Source organism: Acinetobacter sp. V116_7 (genome assembly GCF_056735735.1).
Window position 1 is genome coordinate 1 of sequence record NZ_JBWZIF010000014.1, and the last position, 19,311, is coordinate 19,311.

At 38.3% G+C, this 19,311-nt stretch carries 19 protein-coding genes and 2 tRNA genes; 4 read left to right on the forward strand and 17 right to left on the reverse strand.

Annotated features, from left to right (window positions below):
* Window positions 1-104 precede the first annotated feature (104 nt).
* The 4 genes from AC1PJP_RS04580 to AC1PJP_RS04595 all read right to left on the reverse strand — a co-directional run bounded on the left by AC1PJP_RS04580 (window position 105) and on the right by AC1PJP_RS04595 (window position 2,720).
* Window positions 105-178 (reverse strand) — tRNA-Trp (locus tag AC1PJP_RS04580).
* A gap of 53 nt (window positions 179-231) precedes the next feature.
* Window positions 232-316: transfer RNA gene (locus AC1PJP_RS04585), tRNA-Leu, on the reverse strand.
* Window positions 317-418: 102 nt separating this feature from the next.
* Window positions 419-1,225, reverse strand: coding sequence for a protein kinase domain-containing protein (locus tag AC1PJP_RS04590; protein ID WP_479766585.1), 807 nt, complete (start codon window positions 1,223-1,225; stop codon window positions 419-421).
* Window positions 1,212-2,720, reverse strand: coding sequence for a DUF3336 domain-containing protein (locus tag AC1PJP_RS04595; protein WP_005306944.1), 1,509 nt, complete (start codon window positions 2,718-2,720; stop codon window positions 1,212-1,214). The genes AC1PJP_RS04590 and AC1PJP_RS04595 overlap by 14 nt, the downstream gene beginning before the upstream one ends.
* A 178-nt stretch (window positions 2,721-2,898) precedes the next feature.
* Here AC1PJP_RS04595 and AC1PJP_RS04600 point away from each other — a divergent pair, with 178 nt between their 5' ends.
* Both AC1PJP_RS04600 and AC1PJP_RS04605 read left to right on the forward strand, forming a co-directional pair.
* Window positions 2,899-3,780, forward strand: coding sequence for an ATP-binding protein (locus tag AC1PJP_RS04600; protein WP_013197257.1), 882 nt, complete (start codon window positions 2,899-2,901; stop codon window positions 3,778-3,780).
* A gap of 108 nt (window positions 3,781-3,888) precedes the next feature.
* Window positions 3,889-4,992 carry a DUF6670 family protein gene (locus AC1PJP_RS04605; RefSeq protein ID WP_479766586.1) on the forward strand — a complete coding sequence of 368 codons (1,104 nt, stop codon included), beginning with the start codon at window positions 3,889-3,891 and terminating at the stop codon, window positions 4,990-4,992.
* Window positions 4,993-4,994: 2 nt separating this feature from the next.
* Here the strand turns inward: AC1PJP_RS04605 and tsaD are convergent, their stop codons facing one another.
* On the reverse strand, window positions 4,995-6,005 hold the full coding sequence (gene tsaD / locus AC1PJP_RS04610) for a tRNA (adenosine(37)-N6)-threonylcarbamoyltransferase complex transferase subunit TsaD (protein WP_005306952.1): 1,011 nt from the start codon (window positions 6,003-6,005) through the stop codon (window positions 4,995-4,997).
* A 145-nt stretch (window positions 6,006-6,150) separates the two neighbouring features.
* Here tsaD and rpsU point away from each other — a divergent pair, with 145 nt between their 5' ends.
* Window positions 6,151-6,366 (forward strand): 30S ribosomal protein S21, encoded by a 216-nt coding sequence (gene rpsU / locus AC1PJP_RS04615; RefSeq protein WP_001136722.1) that lies wholly within the window; start codon window positions 6,151-6,153, stop codon window positions 6,364-6,366.
* A gap of 25 nt (window positions 6,367-6,391) precedes the next feature.
* Window positions 6,392-6,838, forward strand: a complete 447-nt coding sequence (locus AC1PJP_RS04620; protein WP_004791284.1) for a GatB/YqeY domain-containing protein — start codon at window positions 6,392-6,394, stop codon at window positions 6,836-6,838.
* Between the two features lie 91 nt (window positions 6,839-6,929).
* Here the strand turns inward: AC1PJP_RS04620 and AC1PJP_RS04625 are convergent, their stop codons facing one another.
* The 12 genes from AC1PJP_RS04625 to AC1PJP_RS04680 all read right to left on the reverse strand — a co-directional run bounded on the left by AC1PJP_RS04625 (window position 6,930) and on the right by AC1PJP_RS04680 (window position 19,288).
* Entirely contained in the window at window positions 6,930-8,357 is a 1,428-nt protein-coding gene (locus tag AC1PJP_RS04625; protein ID WP_111854335.1) for a M48 family metalloprotease, read from the reverse strand.
* A gap of 142 nt (window positions 8,358-8,499) precedes the next feature.
* Complete coding sequence (locus tag AC1PJP_RS04630; protein WP_479766587.1) at window positions 8,500-9,465, reverse strand: 2-hydroxyacid dehydrogenase; 966 nt, start codon at window positions 9,463-9,465, stop codon at window positions 8,500-8,502.
* Window positions 9,466-9,476: 11 nt separating this feature from the next.
* On the reverse strand, window positions 9,477-10,127 hold the full coding sequence (locus tag AC1PJP_RS04635) for a hypothetical protein (RefSeq protein ID WP_199942756.1): 651 nt from the start codon (window positions 10,125-10,127) through the stop codon (window positions 9,477-9,479).
* A gap of 100 nt (window positions 10,128-10,227) precedes the next feature.
* A complete protein-coding gene (locus AC1PJP_RS04640) occupies window positions 10,228-12,117 on the reverse strand; it encodes a M48 family metalloprotease (RefSeq protein WP_005306963.1) in 1,890 nt (629 codons plus the stop codon).
* Window positions 12,118-12,195: 78 nt separating this feature from the next.
* Window positions 12,196-13,737 (reverse strand): amidophosphoribosyltransferase, encoded by a 1,542-nt coding sequence (gene purF / locus AC1PJP_RS04645; RefSeq protein WP_005306965.1) that lies wholly within the window; start codon window positions 13,735-13,737, stop codon window positions 12,196-12,198.
* 25 nt (window positions 13,738-13,762) lie between these two features.
* A complete protein-coding gene (locus AC1PJP_RS04650) occupies window positions 13,763-14,350 on the reverse strand; it encodes a CvpA family protein (protein ID WP_013197252.1) in 588 nt (195 codons plus the stop codon).
* Window positions 14,351-14,356: 6 nt separating this feature from the next.
* Entirely contained in the window at window positions 14,357-15,361 is a 1,005-nt protein-coding gene (locus AC1PJP_RS04655; RefSeq protein WP_004791270.1) for a quinone-dependent dihydroorotate dehydrogenase, read from the reverse strand.
* Between the two features lie 89 nt (window positions 15,362-15,450).
* Entirely contained in the window at window positions 15,451-15,930 is a 480-nt protein-coding gene (gene gspM / locus AC1PJP_RS04660; protein ID WP_479766588.1) for a type II secretion system protein GspM, read from the reverse strand.
* Window positions 15,930-17,069 carry a type II secretion system protein GspL gene (gspL, locus tag AC1PJP_RS04665; protein ID WP_479766589.1) on the reverse strand — a complete coding sequence of 380 codons (1,140 nt, stop codon included), beginning with the start codon at window positions 17,067-17,069 and terminating at the stop codon, window positions 15,930-15,932. The genes gspM and gspL overlap by 1 nt, the downstream gene beginning before the upstream one ends.
* 23 nt (window positions 17,070-17,092) lie before the next feature.
* A complete protein-coding gene (locus AC1PJP_RS04670; RefSeq protein WP_004791265.1) occupies window positions 17,093-17,548 on the reverse strand; it encodes a SixA phosphatase family protein in 456 nt (151 codons plus the stop codon).
* A 56-nt stretch (window positions 17,549-17,604) separates the two neighbouring features.
* On the reverse strand, window positions 17,605-18,678 hold the full coding sequence (locus tag AC1PJP_RS04675; protein ID WP_005306983.1) for an NAD(P)H-dependent glycerol-3-phosphate dehydrogenase: 1,074 nt from the start codon (window positions 18,676-18,678) through the stop codon (window positions 17,605-17,607).
* Between the two features lie 34 nt (window positions 18,679-18,712).
* Window positions 18,713-19,288 carry a nitroreductase family protein gene (locus AC1PJP_RS04680; RefSeq protein ID WP_192454138.1) on the reverse strand — a complete coding sequence of 192 codons (576 nt, stop codon included), beginning with the start codon at window positions 19,286-19,288 and terminating at the stop codon, window positions 18,713-18,715.
* Window positions 19,289-19,311 lie beyond the last annotated feature (23 nt).

Sequence of the window (19,311 nt, forward strand, 5' to 3'; positions counted from 1 at the left end):
GCGAAGAGACTCGAACTCTTACACCTTGCGGCGCTGGAACCTAAATCCAGTGCGTCTACCAATTTCGCCACGCCCCCATCTGGGACATTTATTTAAAATAAATGTGGCAGAGGATCAAGGACTCGAACCTTGACGAACGGTTTTGGAGACCGTCATGCTACCATTACACCAATCCTCTTCCAAAACATAGATGACGTAACACCTACATTAACTTTAAGTTTTAACTTAAAGTGGTGGGGGCGAAGAGACTCGAACTCTTACACCTTGCGGCGCTGGAACCTAAATCCAGTGCGTCTACCAATTTCGCCACGCCCCCGATGGCTGTGTATATTAGCGATAAGATCTAACAGTGACAAGTGTTTTTTTTCTAAAAAAAACTGACCGTGTAAATTGTATACAGATACTAGATCAATGATTTTTATAAGTTTGAATGTGCTTTTAAACAATTCATCGCTTCAAACACGTTTGCAAACCTATTTTTTTGTTGTTTTTGCAATAAACCCGAAAGTAATGGATAAAAAATCATAAGTTGTGTCGGTAATTGAATGGTTAAATTTTGGCAATGCAATACTGCCCACTCATAGTAACTCCCTGCTTCTAAGCGAGTTTGGGTTAACCATTCATATAGAACGATACCAAATGCGTATAAATCGCTTTGTATATCCTTAGAAGCGCCTCTAAACAGCTCTGGAGCCATATATCGTGGTGTAGCATCCATTCTTAACTCCGAGCTTGATATAAGTCGGGCTTTCTCAAAATCAATCAAATAAGCATTTTGCTCAAACTTTCGAAAATGTTCTTTCTTAATATCTCCATGAATCCAGCCAAATCTATGGAGTTCTGCGAGCTTATCTAGTGCGGACCAAATCTTATGATATACATCAGTTAAATCTGCTTCATGAGACAATGAACCAAACCACAAATCAGTATTGGGTAAAATTAAAACTTTACCTAAAGAATGGTTTAATTGAGGAATGGTACTAACTTCGATTAAGTTATGAGGTAAAAGCCACGCAGGTTTCTTACGAGTAATTTCTTCGTAAAAAAATTGTTCATGAATGAAATCTTGCTCACTTTGAACATCTGTTTCAGGTAAATGATATTTTAACCAATAGTCTTTGTTATCTATGCTACATGTCCATAGGTACCGCCCTAAAGCGGCACTCGCAGGTTTTGTCACACTTTTTAAGTTTTGTGTATGCGAAGCAAAATCATGCTTCAGCATAGTAAGACTCTGGCTGTTGTTGCTTTTCTTCAAAACGCAAAACTTCTAAACAATGTTGAATCGTCTTGCCAATCCGAGCATGGGTTTCAATCGAAGAAATTTTTGGCCAAGTCGCACGTTCCCCTTCTCGCTGTAAGCGTTTAAACAAATGTGGTCGTGGGTTTTGCAAAGTATAGGTATAGTGACTCAAGCCATATTTAGCAATGATATTCACATCACCATAATAACGCTGCCCCATTACCCCATAGCCATGATCAAGTAATCGCCTAATCGGAGAAATAGAACCAAGTCTTTGACGTGTAAAGTCCATAAGTCCCATGGATAACACTTTACCTTGACGTCTTAAAATCCGTTCAGGCCAACTTAAAACATCTTTACGAAAGCGGTCTGCATCATTTTGCATAAATGGAACAATATGTGGGTTCACCTGACTGGCAATGGTATAATTTAAATTATAAAGTCGGGCCATTCTTTCTTGCGGAAAATCATTTCTTACACTGCCATCTACCCACTTTGTGTTTGCCATGTAAGGCGTGTGTTCACCGTCATAACGTTTGCTGGTTAAACGCACGGGTGGAAATAACACAGGTACAGCACATGAAGCCAACACAGCACTCCACACTAAAACATTAGGCGTCATAATCGCATTCATGATGCGCGGGTTTTCTGTTGCATCATACGGTGCAACTGCCACATTAATGTTTAAACCTGATTTTTTGAAAGCCTCTTCAAACGTGAGATCACCCAGATTTTCAACAAGGAACTTTTTCAAATAGTGCACATCGGCAATTCCACCATTTCCTTTAATGAGTTCACGAAGTTTTCTAAAATGAAAAGCATCACTAAAGAATTGTTCTCCATTTAATAAATTTTGAACATCCTCACTGGCAGAAGTTCCGAGCATACCCGTCATAATTGCCCCTGCACTTGAGCCAGACAACACTTTAGGCATTAAATCTTGTTCAATTAACGCCTTACATACCCCAGTATGAAAAAGACCTAAAGTTGCTCCACCTGAGAACATAAGGGCTGGTTGTCCATATGCTTTTTCACAATTTTCAAAAAACTCAATTTTTTCTTTTCGTTGGAAAGTAATGCATTCACTTGAAGCAATATAGGCCAAGCTTTGGCTAACTTCTTCAATATAATCTTCAATTAACTTTTTTGTTCCCACATGCGTTGCAGCAAACAGCATAGGGTGACCAATATTTGCAATATCGTAGGTTAGACCTTCTTTGAGTAAATAAATAAGATCTAGCGTTCGATGTTGCTGGCGATATCTTTTCAGTAAAGTGTATCTATAAGAAATGAGTTCTGCATCGAAGTAAGGCGAACTATTATCAAATTTCCACTCTTGCACCCCTGTTTCTTCATCTAGTTTTAATGCAAAAGACTTCCACTCTTCATAAGATTCAGCCATGTCTAACTGACGTTGTAATTTTTTGATACGGTAGGCCTGATGCGGATTCATATCACTGCGTATTTTTTCAAACATATTTCGTCCTCATCTTCACAGATGATTTTACTGAATAGACATAACAACACTATGCGCGGTCTGAAGATTTCAATCAATTGCAAAACCGATAAACTGTATAGACAATAACTTTTTTGTCAGCCTGTTAATTTCGGTGTTAGTATCCTAGTAAATTACTGTTTAACATGATTGACTTACCATGGCTACCATTGATTTACCAGATAATTTAGTTCAAACATTATCACTTGTATTAAATCAGTTACAGCAGGTCTTACCTGAACCTAAACAAGAAACAGATTTTAATGCACCTGCTTTTAGATGGGAAAATCAGCAACTTAAAGCCATCTATACACCCAAAAATATTTATCTGGATGACCTAAAAGGCATTGAACGTCAGAAAGAGAAAATCATTCAAAATACTTTGCAGTTTTTAAATGGTCTACCCGCAAATGATGTGCTTTTAACTGGCTCTCGCGGTACAGGAAAGTCATCTATTGTGCGTGCTTTATTGACTGAGTATGCCCCGCAAGGATTGCGTTTAATTGAAATTGAGCGTGATGACTTAGCAGATTTACCTAAAGTTCAGAAACTCATTCAAAACCGACCTGAAAAATACATCGTGTATTGTGATGACTTAGCTTTCAATGCTGAAGATGAAAATTACCGTAGTTTAAAAAGTGTATTGGATGGTTCATTACAGTCTGGTTCAAGTAATTTTATTATTTATGCAACCAGTAACCGCCGTCATTTGTTACCAGAATTCATGCATGAGAATACGCCTGTAACCAAGGTCGATGTACCACAATATACTGAGTTACACCCACAAGAAGCGATTGAAGAAAAGATCTCTTTGTCAGATCGTTTTGGTTTGTGGTTATCTTTTTACCCAATGGACCAGAATTTATATTTAGAAATTGTGGAGCATTACATTCATAAAGCAAACATGGTTTTTAACGATGAAGTTCGCGCTGAAAGTTTGCGTTGGTGTCAAATGCGTGGTCAACGTTCAGGACGTGCTGCTTATCAGTTTTCTAAACACTGGATTGGTTTAAATGGATTAAAAGAGTTGTCTAACAATTAAACAAAATGTCCCGCAAAGCCTTAGCTTTGGCCTGAAAACCGCTTAGTTTTGATAGTTGTTTTTCATAACCTAAAACAAAGATAGTCCTATCCTCATTTAGGTTTATATATGAAAAAACAATTGCCCAAAATTTCTATAGGCAGCAAACTTTTAGGTCAAAGCTTATTGCTCGCGCAAAGTGTTATAGATAAAGCAGAAAAATACTCAACTCTTCCTTTTTCTCAGTCTCATATTATCCAGCCCCGAGTCGATGAAAAATATTATAGCTGGACTCATTACGGCATCTTTTTCCCACTTTTGCCAGAGCCGCATCGCTATTTAAATATTATGATTTTATTAGGCACACCTAGTGCTCTTGCATTTGATCATGATGACATAATTCACGGAAACCCTCGAAAAACAGCGACTTTCTTTTCAAGTACCGCAGCAGTAGAGAAAGCTTTGCTTAAGGCTTATATCATTCCTGAAGATACAAAAATTAATGAAGATGGAAGCTTAATCGAACTAGGACAGGAAATTTCAATTCAAGGAAAATTCCCAAAAATTCATATTAATGGACACTACGAGGGTCTTGATTTCGACTTTGATATTGATGTTACCTCACATGTTTCATGGTTTATCAAAACACCGATTTATGATCATTTTAGTTTGTTGGCAAAGTTTAAAGGTTTCTTAACCTATCAAGCAGAACGTATTGAAAGTGAGGGGCTCTGCACTTATGAATATGCTCGAGCTGTTGGGGCTCATTCCATCGCAAATAAACTTATTCCTGATGCTTATAAACTGCCGCTTGATTTTTTTACTTATCAAATTATCAATTTAAATGAGACCACTCAACTTCTTCTTACCAAAGCAGATATTGCAGGTCAGACAGCGGCTTATACTTTGCATATTAGGTATCTTGATCGACCCGCAGAAGTTTATACAGATGTCAGTTTTGATATTATTTCTCACCAAGTTGATGATTACATCTCACCGACTGGACAAAAGATGCGACTTCCTAAATTCTTTTCGTGGATTGCTAGAAATGAAGCTAAACAAATTATTTTAAATATTCAGGCAGAAATTGACTGCCCACTCCGCTATGGTCATGGGCGAGGTTATGCAAGTAGCTATATATTTACCGGTAATTATTTCGGTAATGAAGTTCAAGGCCGTGGTTATATCGAATATATAGATATTGAAAACCAACAAGCCTTTGAAGATGAATAGTTTTACTCAGGAATAGATAACTCAGTCATTGGCCAACGTGGTGTTGTGGTTACAGCTAAACCATCATGTTGGCCTGCTTTTAAGCGTTGATAACCTGCAAAAGCAATCATTGCCCCATTATCAGTACAAAGAGCAGGTTCTGCGTAATAAACTTGTGCCTTAATTTTAGCTAATGAAGTTTCCAACTGTTCACGTAATCGTAAATTAGCGCTTACTCCACCTGCAATAACTAGACGCTTAAGTCCAGTTTGCTTTAAGGCTTTTACTGATTTTTTTACCAAGGTATCTACAATTGCTTCTTGGAATGACGCAGCAATGTCAGCATCTCTGTTTTCACCATTCAATTTTTTCAATTGCACAGAAACCGCTGTTTTTAAACCACTAAAAGAAAAATCTAGACCTTGGTGAAGCATTGGTCGTGGAAATTCAAACGCTAATGGATTACCACTTAAAGCCAATTTCGCAATATTAGGACCACCCGGGTATGGTAAACTCATCATTTTTGCAACTTTATCAAAGGCTTCGCCAGCTGCATCATCAATAGATTCACCCAAAAGTTCATATTGACCAATACCGTGAGCTGCCATTAATTGTGTATGCCCACCTGAAACCAATAAAGCAACAAATGGAAATTCAGGCGGTTGACTTGAGAGTAAAGGTGCCAACATATGCCCTTCCATATGGTGAACACCAATGGCAGGTTTATTTAAAGAAAAAGCTAAAGTTCTTCCAAATAAAGCCCCTGTCATTAAAGCCCCCATTAACCCAGGACCACGTGTATAAGCAACAGCATCAATCTCTTGTTTTGTTACACCACTTTGCTCAAGCAATTGATTCATTAAAGGAATTAATTTTCGAACATGGTCTCGAGAAGCAAGTTCAGGTACTACTCCACCATATTCGGCATGAAGTTTAATTTGGCTATAAAGAACCTGTCCCCGCAAGCCGAGTTCGCTATCATAAAGTGCCAACCCTGTTTCATCACAAGAAGTTTCCAAGCCTAAAACAATCATCAAAACTGCCTTTTATATGAGTCAAAATATTGCAATCGCTATTATAGACTTGTGATATGAGTTGTAAATGAGTAAAATACTGACCTTCACTTGTGATCCGGCACAATAGTGTGCTTGATCTTATCCATAATCTAGAGGATTTTACATGCCACAAGTTAAGTTGAAAGAAGGCGAACCAGTTGACGTAGCTATCCGTCGTTTCAAACGTTCATGCGAAAAAGCTGGTGTTTTAGCTGACGTTCGTAAACGTGAATTCTACGAAAAACCAACTCAAGAACGTAAGCGCAAAAAAGCTGCTGCAGTTAAACGCTACCAAAAGAAATTGGCTCGCGAATCTGTACGTACTACTCGCCTTTACTAATTAATTTGTGATTGACTGCTGAATTATGACTACTTTAAAAAACCAAATTACTGATGCATTAAAAACTTCTATGCGTGCCAAAGATATGGCAACAGTGACGGTTTTGCGTAGTCTACAAGCAGCAATTAAGCAAATCGAAGTCGATGAGCGCATAGAGCTTGGCGACGCTCAGGTTCTTGCGGTCATTGAAAAGCAAATTAAACAACGTAAAGAATCGATCAAAGCCTTTGAAGGTGCTGGTCGTGATGATTTAGCTAGTAAAGAACAAGCCGAAGCTGAGATTTTATCTCAGTTTCTACCAGAAGCTATGACTGAGGAAGAGCTTGATTCTCTCATTGAGCAAACGATTTCTGCTCAAGAAGCAACTAGCATGAAAGATATGGGTAAGGTGATGAATTCTCTACGTCCGATCATAGCCGGGCGTGCCGATCCTTCTGTAGTTTCAGCAAAAATTAAAGCTAAATTAGCTTAATCTCTTCTCTTAAAATTTTATATTCCCTCAAACCAAAGCTCCTTTTAGTTTGGGCGTGTTTATATATTTGAAATTTTTGAAAGATATATTTTCAAATTTTCATTCTTCGTTCATCTTGCATTTGTTTCAATCTACTGTCTATTCTAGCCGACATTGCTTGATTGTCTTTTGCTAATCGCTGAGCATGCAACATCGATTTAATCGCATTCTCTTCACTCCCCGACCAATATTCAGCTTCTGCTCGATAGCGTAAAACATTGACTGCTCTCAACGGTCCTGTCTTGTCCAAATTAGCAGCCTGCTGCAAAAATTGCCAACCTTGGATATCTCTTGGATTTTTATTGATAAACCGTTGAACAAGAGTTTGAACCTGTGAAAATTTTCCTTGGCGCAGCAACACTTCAGCCAACTTATAACTGAAAGCCCTATTTTCAGGCATAGTCATTTGTGTAGAAGCAATTGAAGTATAGGCTTGATCCAACTTGTTTTGCCCCAGATAAATATCGGTCTGCAAAAGTGTAACAAGAGGTTTTCCACTAGATTTGACTTGATCTAAAGTAGACTGCGCCTGTGCATAATCACCTTGTTTTACATAAAAAGCTGCCAAAGCAATAAGACCCGCAATATTTTTTTGTGAGGCTAAACTCTGTAGTTGGTTTTCGGTAGCCTGATTTGAAACTACCATTGTGTACCATTTTAAAATTTCAAAATCAGCATCATATATGCGATTTTTGACTTTAGGCATCTGGTTTGCACGAAGACGAGCTTCACTCATGCGCTCAGTCGTTAATGGATGGGTCAGCCAGAAATCTGGTAAAAAACTTACCCGACTAGTTGCACGATGCATTGTTTCAAAATAGTCTGCCATACTTTGCGGGTTATAACCCGCTGCATACATATATTGCATGCCAATACGGTCAGCTTCACGCTCCTGATTTCGACTATATGTTAACTGGCTATCCATTAATGCAGCCTGCGTTCCTAACATTACTGCTGCTCCAGCATCTCCACCACCCTGTGCAGCTATGGCAACACCAGCTAAAAGCCCAGCTAAACTTAATAACGTTTGGCCCTTAAAGGCTTCCTCTGAACGACTAAAATGTCTTTGGGATACGTGTGCAATTTCATGCGCCATCACCCCAGCAATTTCATCAATATTGCGAGCTGAAGCAATAAGGCCTGTATTAAGCGCAAATAGACCACCCGGAACAGCAAATGCATTGATTTGTGGATCTTTAATAACAACTAGACCAATAGGCTGACCAAGTTGAGTCTCACTTAAAATACTTGAAAATACTTGAAAAAATTGGTCTTCGAGCCAGATATCTTGGATAACGGGCATTTGTTTATGAACTTCACGGAAAACTTTTTCACCAATAAATTTTTCTTTTTGTTGATCAAGCAAGCCTATTCCACTTCCAATATTTGGAATTTCCACCTGATTCGCAGATGGCTGAGGGTCGAAAGACTGTGCATACGAAGCATTTGCTATAAAAGTCGCACTTAAAATAACTGGCAAAAATCTCAAAAGTTTTTCTCTATTAAAATTAAACCATAAAAAAAGCCTATTGATGTAAACCACAAAAATTGGTTTTCAATCAATAGACTTTTACTATATCACTCGAAATCGACTAGTTTTGCAATGAAGTGTTATTAATCACTTATATAAAGTTTTGGTTTACCAAATATCTAGGTGTTTTACCTTCTAAAGCTTCAACCAAATTTCTATAGGCAAGATTTGCCATTTTTTTACGGGTTTCAGCAGTAGCCGATCCCACATGAGGTAAAGTCACTACATTCGGTAATTTAAAAAGTCCCGAATCTTGTAAAGGTTCTTTTTCATACACATCTAAGCCAGCAGCAAAGATCTGATTTTGCTGTAAAGCTTCAATTAAAGCTTGCTCATCAACTACTGAACCACGGGCAATATTAATAAAAATAGCGTGCTTTTGCATAAGCTCAAACTGCGCTTTGCCCATTAAGGCTTTCGATTCATTATTTAAATCAACTGCAGTTACTACAAAATCAGACTGCTGTAGCAATTGATCCAGACCAAGATATTCTGCATTTAATGGCTCAGCTAATTCAGGCTTTTCACGACGATTATGGTAAACAATATTCATGTTAAATCCATAAAAACCACGACGTGCAATTGCAGCCCCAATATTACCAAGTCCAATAATACCTAATGTCTTCCCAAAAACATCCAAGCCAAACTGCTGAGGCCCCACCGTTCTTTTCCATTCACCTTGTTTAGTCCAATGATCAAGGAAAGGTACTTTTCTAGCAGCACTTAGTAATAATGTAAAAGCAAGATCAGCTGTCGTTTCAGTTAAAACATGGGGTGTATTTGCTAACCAGATTTTTCTTTGGTTTAAATAAGCCACATCATAATTGTCATAACCCACTGTTACAGATGAAATAATTTTTAGCTTTTGGGCAGGTGCAAGGTTATTTTCATTCAGTACCCGTCCTGCACCAATCATCCCATCAGCATCGACAACGTGTTGTCGTATTTGTTCATTAATATCACCCAATTTTGGGTTAAGAACCACAACATGATAATCCTGTTGTAATCGAGACAAAATTTCTTCATCAATTTGGCTAAAAACTACAACTTTTTTCATGTAAATCCCTACTACTCGTTGTTATCTTGCATTAATTTCCATAACCTTTTTTTAAGGAGTGGTTTCTCCAGCATTTCTTTTAAACTTGCCAAATGGATGATATTGGCATGCTGAATATAAGAACATTCACCAAGACATAAGATCTTTTTATCTGCTGCAACAGCATCCAAGAAGCCTTGTATATATGAACCAGCTCCCCGCTGATCTTGATACGCAGCTAAAGGAAAAGGCCATTTTAGTTCAGCATACTGCCCTATTTTCGCTTTTTGTATGTTATTCCAAAGCTGTTTTTCTTCTTCAGCTAAATTTGTAACATCTAAAAAAATAACACATTTTTCAAGAGAAAAAGCCTGCAACTCAAATGATGCAATCTTAATGGCAGGTGCTTGCACTTCATTACGAGGCTCTATAACAGGTTGAGCCTGCATTGAAACTGGCGCCACAATTTCAGGTTCAATTTTTGGAATATCGTTAATTTTTGGCTTTGCTGGCTGCTGCTCAAGAACTATGGGTTCTACAGAGGGTAGTATGATCGGTTCTGGCTCTTCTACAACATGATCTCGCCAAAGGCTTTGAGCATTATTTTTTTGGCACACTTGTGTCTTAGGAATCCATACATCAATCCCTAAAGTCGCCAATATATTTCTTTGCTGCCCAATCATGTTTGAATCAATACCTCTGCTTAAGCTACATTCTAACGGGCTTGAGTTTTTTTTTCAGTGTTTTATTTCGTTCAGCTGTTTTTATAATCGTAGATGTCTTTTAAATAATCATCACACTATTTCTTTTTTGCATTTGCTCAACAATTTCTTCTGTCTCAAAGCCAAATCGCCAATAAAGTAATTCAAGTACATCTAGTTCGTCTTGTGTGATAATACGATCACTCCACAAACACATTTCTGCGATCGCAAGAATACTAAGACGGTCACGCAATAATAAACCTGCAATGTCATTTAAAATTTCAGCCAAATCTAAAGGCTCGTCTGAAATCTCATCATAGACATACATTTCATCTGGATTAAGTAACGAACGTAAAATACGTTCACGTACTTCCAACTGATTTGGACTATTAATTTGCTGAACATGAAGCAAGGCATCAATTAAACGAACAATTTGAGGTTTTACTTCTTCAAATGCTGTTGGCAAATGTAACGGCATTAAATTCAATTCATATTTAACCCGCTCCAGCAAAAGTGCATCTAGCAGACCAATCTCACCATCTTCTTGAATAATAAGCGCTAGTTTTGTTAGAAATTGCCGCGCAATACTTGCCGGCATATGCCCAATGTTTTTACAAGCATCATGAAATATCTGAATATGGATACGCCCATCAAGATTTAATAAGGCATCAATAATGGCATGGCTAACTGGTGCATCTTTTGGGATAAATTCTCGATATTGGCGAATCATCAAAATAGCAACCATTACCTCACGTGAACCCGTAGCAGTTTGTAGTGCGCGCTGAATGAGCTCAGGACGCTTTTTATTACGACGCACATCACTACTAAGAGGCTTAATGGCATCATTTAATGCAAAACTAATGGGTGACAACCTTAATAAAGGCAAAGGCTGTGGAGATGACCATGGAACATAAATTTCTTTTTCAGATTCTTCTAAAAAATGAAATAAACTGAATAACGGACGATTGCGAAGCTTTTTTAAATTTTCTAATTGTAAATCTTGTAGCAAAGTCGGATTTAACTCGTAAATACGCTCACGAATACTTGGGTGAATATTCATCCAACTTTGCGGACTCAGTGAGTTAGCAAAACACATATGCGCGATTGATTCAGAATAGGCACTATGGATTTGTGAGCCAGAATGGTGGACATAAATACGCAACAAAGTCTGAGTATTAGCACTATTTTTTAATAATCGTACCGTTTTTTGGTCATTACGAAATGTGCGTCCACTCAAAGTTAAATATTTAATAAATCGGGTAATTAATACGCCTAGGCTTCCAGCTAGCCAAATAACACCACCCACTGCAACAAAGACTGTTTCAAATTTATGTTTATAACCTGGACTGTAGCGTTTAAAACCTTGTTTCGCTAATTTACTGCCCCACTGACTAAATGTCGTTAATCCACTATATAAAATCTTTAATTTAGTATTTTCAACAGCCTCACCTGACAAAATCTGATTAAACTCATGACCCAACAAACCATATAGTTCAAGTTTATCCAGATTTTGCAAAGCTCCCCATGTCAAAATGATCACAATATCTTTAGGGTGAAAACCTGCGGTAAGCGCATTTACGCCTACTTCATCAGGTAAAACATATAAGGTTGGAACTTTAAGCGAAAAATTTTGCGCCAAATATTCAGTAATTTTTAATGCTTCAAGCTCTTCTGGCGTACTTTCTTCTTTTACTAAACGACGCGCTTTCAGTTGTTTTGCTAAAGAATGTCCACCTTTACGCAAGATATAAAGTTCAGTAACTACCGACCAAACCATAATAAAAAGTAATAGTGCGACAAAATAAGGGCTTAAGGTGTGCCACCAGATGGGCTGGCTATAATCAAAAAAATGGACGAGTAAACCTAAAATTAAATTTAAGATAAAAATAGTAAGCAGCACAGCAACCAAACACATAGTGATGGACCATGCCATATTCTTATTTTCGATTAGATAGTGGCTTACTTCTTTCAATGTAAATATTCCCAATTACATTGTTAGTTTTCATCATAAAAGAAAAAAGCGGGAAACACCCGCTTTTTTCAGCTATTTCTATTCTTCTTTAATGCCTGTTAAATCTACAGAAGCAGCGTCAACATTCACATCAATGTAGCCATCTTTTTTCTTTTTAGCAGAATCATTACGCTTCTGCTCCAAATTATTTAGATAAGCACCATCAATATCACCTGTTACATAAACGCCATCAAACACAGAACAATCAAACTCAGTTAGATCGGGTACTTTGCTAGTACGTACAGCATTTTTCAAGTCTTCCAATTCTTGGAAAACTAAACGATCAGCACCAATAATTTCCTGGATTTCTTCTACACTGCGTTCTGAAGCAATAAGCTCAGCTTTAGCAGGCATATCAATACCATAAACGTTTGGATACATCACTTTTGGTGCTGCTGACGCAAAGTATACTTTTTTTGCACCAGAATCACGTGCCATCTGGATAATTTCGTTACAGGTTGTACCACGTACAATTGAGTCATCAACCAGTAAAACATTTTTACCTTTAAACTCAAGTTCTACAGGGTTTAATTTCTGGCGTACTGATTTTTTTCGTTGTTGCTGACCTGGCATAATGAAGGTACGACCGATATAACGGTTTTTCATAAAACCTTCACGGAACTTCACACCTAGAATATTTGCAAGTTCTAATGCTGAAGTACGGCTCGTATCTGGAATTGGAATAACCACATCAATATCGTGGTCCTCACCCCAGTCACGTAAAATTTTATGGGCAAGTTTTTCACCCATTTTTAAACGAGCTTTATAAACTGAAATTCCGTCAATAATGGCATCAGGACGTGCAAAATAAACATATTCAAAAATACATGGACGGTATTTTGGATTAGCTGCACATTGTCTTGAGAATAATTCACCATCTGAATTGATGAAAATTGCTTCACCCGGTTCAATATCACGCTCAATTTTGAAACCAAGTGCTGTAATAGCAACTGATTCAGAAGCGATGATGTATTCCATCTCGCCTTTTTCAGTCATACGTGAACCATAAATCAGTGGACGAATACCGTTTGGATCACGGAAACCAACCAAACCATGACCAGTAATCATTGCCACTACGCCATATGCACCTAGACAGCGCTCGTGTACACGAGAAACTGTGTGAAAGATATCATCTGGTGTAGGATTTAAAGTACCGTTCTTTTGCAACTCATGCGCGAATACGTTCAAAAGAACTTCTGAGTCAGAATCTGTATTCATATGACGTAAATCTGTTTTAAACAGGTCATCATGAATATCTTCGGCATTGGTTAAGTTACCATTATGTGCAAGCGTAATACCGTAAGGTGAGTTCACATAAAATGGTTGTGCTTCAGCACTGCTAGCAGAACCAGCAGTTGGGTAACGTACATGGCCAATACCATAATTACCAAGTAATGCTCTCATATGACGAGTATGAAAAACATCACGCACCATACCGTTATCCTTACGAAGGAAAAGACGGCCTTCATGGCAGGTTACTATTCCAGCTGCATCTTGCCCACGATGTTGCAACATCGTTAAAGCATCAAACAACATTTGGTTCACTGGCGATTTACCGGCTATACCAACAACTCCACACATAGCAACCTCGCAGACAAGCTAGGAATTAATAAAAAGGATTCTTTGTCGAATGGTCGGATCGGTTTTCTAAATCTTCCGATTCGTCCATTGGTTTTGAAGGGGTGCTTGATGCACTACCTCCAGATGTTATTTGATGAAATGCCTCACTTGCAGCATCTTTAGACAATTCAGTCGCTAAAGGTGCATAAGGCAGTAAAAATTGTATAAGTACGGACTGTTTCCAGCTTGGTGAACTCTCAACCCAAGGCCCAACGCCTTGCATTGTAATCAACACAACCAACAAGCCCTTTAAGGAACCAAAAGCACCACCTGCTAAACGATTTAATGGCCCCAATTTCAGACTTTTCAAGAGGCCATTTAAAAATGCAGTGACGATCCATGTTAAAACAATGATCATCAGTGCTATAAATGCAAAAGCTGCAATTTTTTGAACAACCGGATCATGACTCAAACCAGACATGGATGGCGCAAGAAGGACAGCATATTTTGCACCCATAATTAATGCAATGATCCATCCTACCAAGTTCGCAAAGGCTTTGATAAATCCTTGTCGCAAACCGTTTAGCCCCCCAATGAGCAAAAGTATCAGAATAATGATATCAATTGTGTTCATATTCACTTAAGTCATGGCTGCAACACATTGTTTTACTAATATAGGACCGGTGTAAATCAATCCGCTATAGATTTGTACTAATGTTGCTCCAGCTTGCTGTTTGACTGCTGCTTGTTCACCCGACAAAATTCCACCCACGCCAATCAACGGGATTTGCCCTTTTAACGTTTGGGCAAACAAACGTAAGCATTCGGTACTTTTTTCAAAAACAGGCGCACCTGATAATCCGCCCGATTCATTACCATTAGGAAGGTTTTCTACACCGTCTCTAGATAAAGTCGTATTGGTAACGATTAAACCATCAATCTTAAATTGCAATAATTGTGCTGCAATAAACTCAACATCTTCAGCTGTTAAATCAGGTGCAACTTTTAAAACCAAAGGAACATAATGGTTATATTGCTCGGCAAGCTCAAGTTGCCTTTCTTTTAATGTTTGCAATAATTCAGTTAATGCATCGCCACTTTGTAAACTTCTTAAGTTTTTAGTATTTGGAGATGAAATATTAACAGTAATATAAGAGGCGTAGTTATAAACTTTCTCAAGGCAAATTAGGTAATCATCTACAGCCTTTTCTACAGGCGTATCTGCATTCTTACCAATATTAATGCCTAGAATTCCTTTAAATTTTGAAGCTTTGACATTCTCAACAAGCTTATCAACACCATCATTATTAAAACCCATGCGGTTAATAATGGCTTTAGCTTCAGGAATACGGAACAATCGTGGCTGTGGATTACCCGACTGAGGACGCGGTGTAATTGTTCCAATTTCAATAAAACCGAAACCCAGTCCAGCTAAAGAATCAATATGTGCACCATTCTTATCAAGTCCAGCCGCCAAACCTACCGGATTTGGAAATTCAATTCCCATACAGGTTGTTGGTTTTGACTCTACGCTTTGGCGTAGCAGGCCGAACTTATGTGCTTTATCAAGCATAGATAATGTTAATTCATGGGCACGCTCTGGTGCTAAACTAAACAACATCGGGCGAGCAAGTGAATATAACATACCAATCACAATCTACTGATTTTAGGTAGGCATATTATAGGCACAGGCAGCACAAAACACCATGCTTAAGAACACCATATTTTAATATGTTATTGAACCGTCGCTGTTAATTTAATCTGTCCGTCACTTGAAACCATTTCCATTTTTTGAATACTTAAGCCCATTTGTGCAAGTTGGGTTAAAAAGTTCGCTAAAATTGCATAATTCTGATGAGTAACAATAATTTGTAACTGCTCACCATTTTGTTGAGAAGTGACCGTTAAGCCTTGTTGCTGAGCTACACGTTGTATTTTTTCTGATTGACCCAACTCAAGTTCATTTGCGGGTTTCATGGTAACCGCATTGCTCTGCATCCATACCATCAAATCTTTTAAATCATTTAATCGTTGCTGTTGCTGCTCTGCCAAAGAATGCATTTTCCAAAGTGAAGCTCCTACAAAAGCCACGACGACAAAGATTGTAGTAAAGACCACCATAATACGTTCACGTACAGTTAAGCGATCCAAATATTGAACGATCTGTTCAACCCACTGATCAAAGCGGTTTTGCAATTGAGTTATCATTTTCATTATTGTATTTTCACCACCCCGATTGCCCCACCACCATCGGCTTGAACATTACCGAGCTCTGCTTTGAATCCCTGCTGGTTAAGTTGCTGAGTTAAAGCTTGCAAATCATCTGCCGACTTTGCTTTTAATGCCATTGTTAATATTGACGCATCATAATTTAACTGCTGAGCTAAAATTTGTCTTTGCATTAAAATAGGCCCAACACGACTCAATAAAGAAAGTGCTTGTGTATCACCTTGCTTACTCATGCGTAAATGACTTTCAAATTGGCTTTTTATGTTCTGCTCATTCACACGACTAGAAGAACCAAACCAATATTTATATTGCTCAATCGTCTGCTCAGCGGTTTGATTAGCCACACTTTTTAACTTTACCCAGCGCAACAGGTCATAGCTAAACTGAACCACTATAATTGCTAAAATAACAGCAGCACATGCTTTCCAATAACCCGAAACAGTTTGCTCTTGCCCTTTAGCTTTAGGTAAAACATTAAAAGGATGCTGTTTAGGTTTATCTAAAGCCTGAAATTGATAAATAAATTCTGAACGCTGCTCAGCACTTGATGCTGCCATCAAGCTTTCTAATTGCTCTGATGTCAAACCACTATATTGATAGTGTGTTTCAACTGGCTGGAACTCTAAAAACAATCCCAGATCATCTAGCGAATTACCAATCCATTTACTTTCACGCACAAGTAATTTCTGGTCAATATTACATAAGACCGCTTGCTGGTCTTGAGGTTCCGGTAAAATTAAAAAGTCTGGCAATAAAGCAACGAGTTTAATAGGCAGCAAAGCCATTGCATGTTGCCATGTTTCTACTGTTGTTTTTGCCACTCCCAATACGGTCAATTGATCAGCATGGAAATGATGAACCACTTTCATATGATCAATCGGCAAAGTCACAAATTCTTCAAGCAAATATTTAACACCATCTGCCCCGAGTTGCTTGTAATGAGACTTTGCCATGTGCTGCTGGAGTACCTGAGCATGGCGACTAGGGAAAAAGATGACAGCTTCTTTTCCTTGATGTAGTTGCAGATCTTGTATTAATTGATCAAGACTTGCTGCCTGCAACCAGTTTTCTCCGTTAGACCAATGCCATATTCCATTGGTTTCAGGCATCCATAAATACAGCATAATGGGCTAAATGACCTTTTTAATTATATTGTGGGTACAAAACTATTTTTTTGTGTTGATAAACCAGTAGCAATCACAGCCTGATCATAAATTCGAGCTTCGGCAAGTGCAAATGGATTAAAGTTTTCATGAGTCAGTAGTTCAGCAATATGCCCTACTACATTCATATGACACACAACTACAATTGACTCATACGGAACCTGAGACAACCACTCAACCGCTTCTTTCGCATTATCGTCTGGTTTAATTTTATCGCATAACAGCACGGGAACATCTTTAAAGTAAGTTTGAATATGCGCTAATGTTTCTTGAGCACGCAATAATGGACTCACTACGAAAATATCTGGCTTAACAATATCTTTTAAAAATGTTGCTGTTTGTTCAGCTTGAGCATGCCCACGAGCAGTAAGTGGACGTTTAGTATCATTACCATTTACTGGAGGAGCAGCTTCCCCATGACGAACTAATGTCAGTTGCATAAATATTCCTTGTTAATAATTCTTGCATTATAACCGTAATTTATGACATTTCTTCTTCAGACTTCATGATGAGGTAAAACAAACTCAACATCACTACGGTGCCCATTTTTCATAAGAGATAAGGCAATATTTAAAGGAGGCGCCCCCTCAAAGATAACTTCATATAAAGCATTGGTAATTGGCATATATACGTCTAGTTCTTCTGCTTTACCGCGCACCTGAACAATCGTATTAATTCCTTCAGCGGTTTGCCCCAATTCTTTACTCGCTTGGTCAAGTGTTTTACCTGAACCCAAAGCATAACCAATTTGATAATTACGGCTTAATGGACTATTACAGGTTGCAAATAAATCACCCACACCAGATAAACCTAAGAAAGTAAGTGGATTTGCACCCTGCTTTACCGCGAAACGGCTCATCTCAGCCAAAGCACGCGTTAAAATCATACTCTTGGTGTTCTCACCAATTTTGTAAGCTGCACCAATTCCCATTGCAACGGCGTAAATATTTTTAAGTGCTCCACCCAGTTCAACACCATGTACATCATCACTACCAAAAACTCGGAATAACGCACTATGCAGAGCGTGCTGTACAGCATAACGAACGAGTTCAGAATCACTGGCAATAACAGTACCAGATGGCATTCCCGCCATAATCTCTTTAGCAAGGTTTGGTCCAGACAATACCCCATAAGGAACTTCTGGCAACTCTTCACGAATAATATCGCTCATAAAGCTAAAAGTTTTAGCCTCGACACCCTTGGTTAGAGAGACAATCGCTTGTGCAGTAATAAAAGGAGCAATTTGTTTTAAGACATCACGAAATGAATGGCTAGGAATAGCCACTAAAATAATATCTCGATCACATACTGCTTGTTCAAGGTCAGACACAGCACGTAATGAGGACTCTAAAACAAAGTCTGGCAAATAACGTTTATTAATATGGGTTTTATTGATTTCTTCAGCTGTATCAGCATCACGAATCCAGATCATGGTGTCGCAGCCATTACGTGCAGCTAAATTCGCCATTGCCGTACCAAAACTGCCTCCACCTAAAACAGTAATACGTAATGCTGTTTTTTTATCGACCGCAACAGGTTCCACTAAATCTGTAAACTTAAATTCAGTCATGCTTTATTATCCTATTTCTTACTTCTACAGACTTTTATGCCTGCCAAACTTTTACGAATTCTTTACTTTCAATATCTGCACGCGGTGCAATCGCTTTAGCTGCCGTACCCACATAAATGATACCTGAGATTAAATCATGCGGTTGCAATCCTAAATACTGTTTTAACCAGTTTGATTCGACAACAGCACCACTACGCCACATGGTAGAAAAACCTTGAACTTGTAAAGACAATAAAAGGTTTTGTACGGCAGCCCCAGTACTTAAAATCTGTTCAAAATGTGGAACCTTAGGATGATCTTGCAATTGTGTCAGCGCTAAAATGAGTAAAGGTGCGCGGAAAGGATGTTGCTTCACTCGCTCAAGCTGTGCTGAGTCGGTTTCACCTAAATCAGCCAAAGCTTTTGCTAAAACTTCACCAAAAGCACCACGTTGTTCAGCCTCGACAACGACAAAACGTGTTGGTTTCAGTCTATGGTGGTCAGGAGCAGTTAACGCAGCTTGAAAAGCCAACTCTAATTGATCTGCATTTGGAGCAGGCTCAATCAATTGACCAATAGATTGACGTTGGTGAATATTCTGATGAATTATCTGTATTGCTGAATCCGTCATTAATATTGATCTAACTCAAAAAA

Coding starts and splice junctions, on each gene's coding strand:
- AC1PJP_RS04590 (WP_479766585.1), bottom strand. CDS start 1,225: ATGCTGAAGCATGATTTTGCTTCGCATACACAAAACTTAAAAAGTGTG.
- AC1PJP_RS04595 (WP_005306944.1), bottom strand. CDS start 2,720: ATGTTTGAAAAAATACGCAGTGATATGAATCCGCATCAGGCCTACCGT.
- AC1PJP_RS04600 (WP_013197257.1), top strand. CDS start 2,899: ATGGCTACCATTGATTTACCAGATAATTTAGTTCAAACATTATCACTT.
- AC1PJP_RS04605 (WP_479766586.1), top strand. CDS start 3,889: ATGAAAAAACAATTGCCCAAAATTTCTATAGGCAGCAAACTTTTAGGT.
- tsaD (WP_005306952.1), bottom strand. CDS start 6,005: ATGATTGTTTTAGGCTTGGAAACTTCTTGTGATGAAACAGGGTTGGCA.
- rpsU (WP_001136722.1), top strand. CDS start 6,151: ATGCCACAAGTTAAGTTGAAAGAAGGCGAACCAGTTGACGTAGCTATC.
- AC1PJP_RS04620 (WP_004791284.1), top strand. CDS start 6,392: ATGACTACTTTAAAAAACCAAATTACTGATGCATTAAAAACTTCTATG.
- AC1PJP_RS04630 (WP_479766587.1), bottom strand. CDS start 9,465: ATGAAAAAAGTTGTAGTTTTTAGCCAAATTGATGAAGAAATTTTGTCT.
- AC1PJP_RS04635 (WP_199942756.1), bottom strand. CDS start 10,127: ATGATTGGGCAGCAAAGAAATATATTGGCGACTTTAGGGATTGATGTA.
- purF (WP_005306965.1), bottom strand. CDS start 13,737: ATGTGTGGAGTTGTTGGTATAGCCGGTAAATCGCCAGTGAACCAAATG.
- AC1PJP_RS04650 (WP_013197252.1), bottom strand. CDS start 14,350: ATGAACACAATTGATATCATTATTCTGATACTTTTGCTCATTGGGGGG.
- AC1PJP_RS04655 (WP_004791270.1), bottom strand. CDS start 15,361: ATGTTATATTCACTTGCTCGCCCGATGTTGTTTAGTTTAGCACCAGAG.
- gspM (WP_479766588.1), bottom strand. CDS start 15,930: ATGAAAATGATAACTCAATTGCAAAACCGCTTTGATCAGTGGGTTGAA.
- gspL (WP_479766589.1), bottom strand. CDS start 17,069: ATGCTGTATTTATGGATGCCTGAAACCAATGGAATATGGCATTGGTCT.
- AC1PJP_RS04670 (WP_004791265.1), bottom strand. CDS start 17,548: ATGCAACTGACATTAGTTCGTCATGGGGAAGCTGCTCCTCCAGTAAAT.
- AC1PJP_RS04675 (WP_005306983.1), bottom strand. CDS start 18,678: ATGACTGAATTTAAGTTTACAGATTTAGTGGAACCTGTTGCGGTCGAT.
- AC1PJP_RS04680 (WP_192454138.1), bottom strand. CDS start 19,288: ATGACGGATTCAGCAATACAGATAATTCATCAGAATATTCACCAACGT.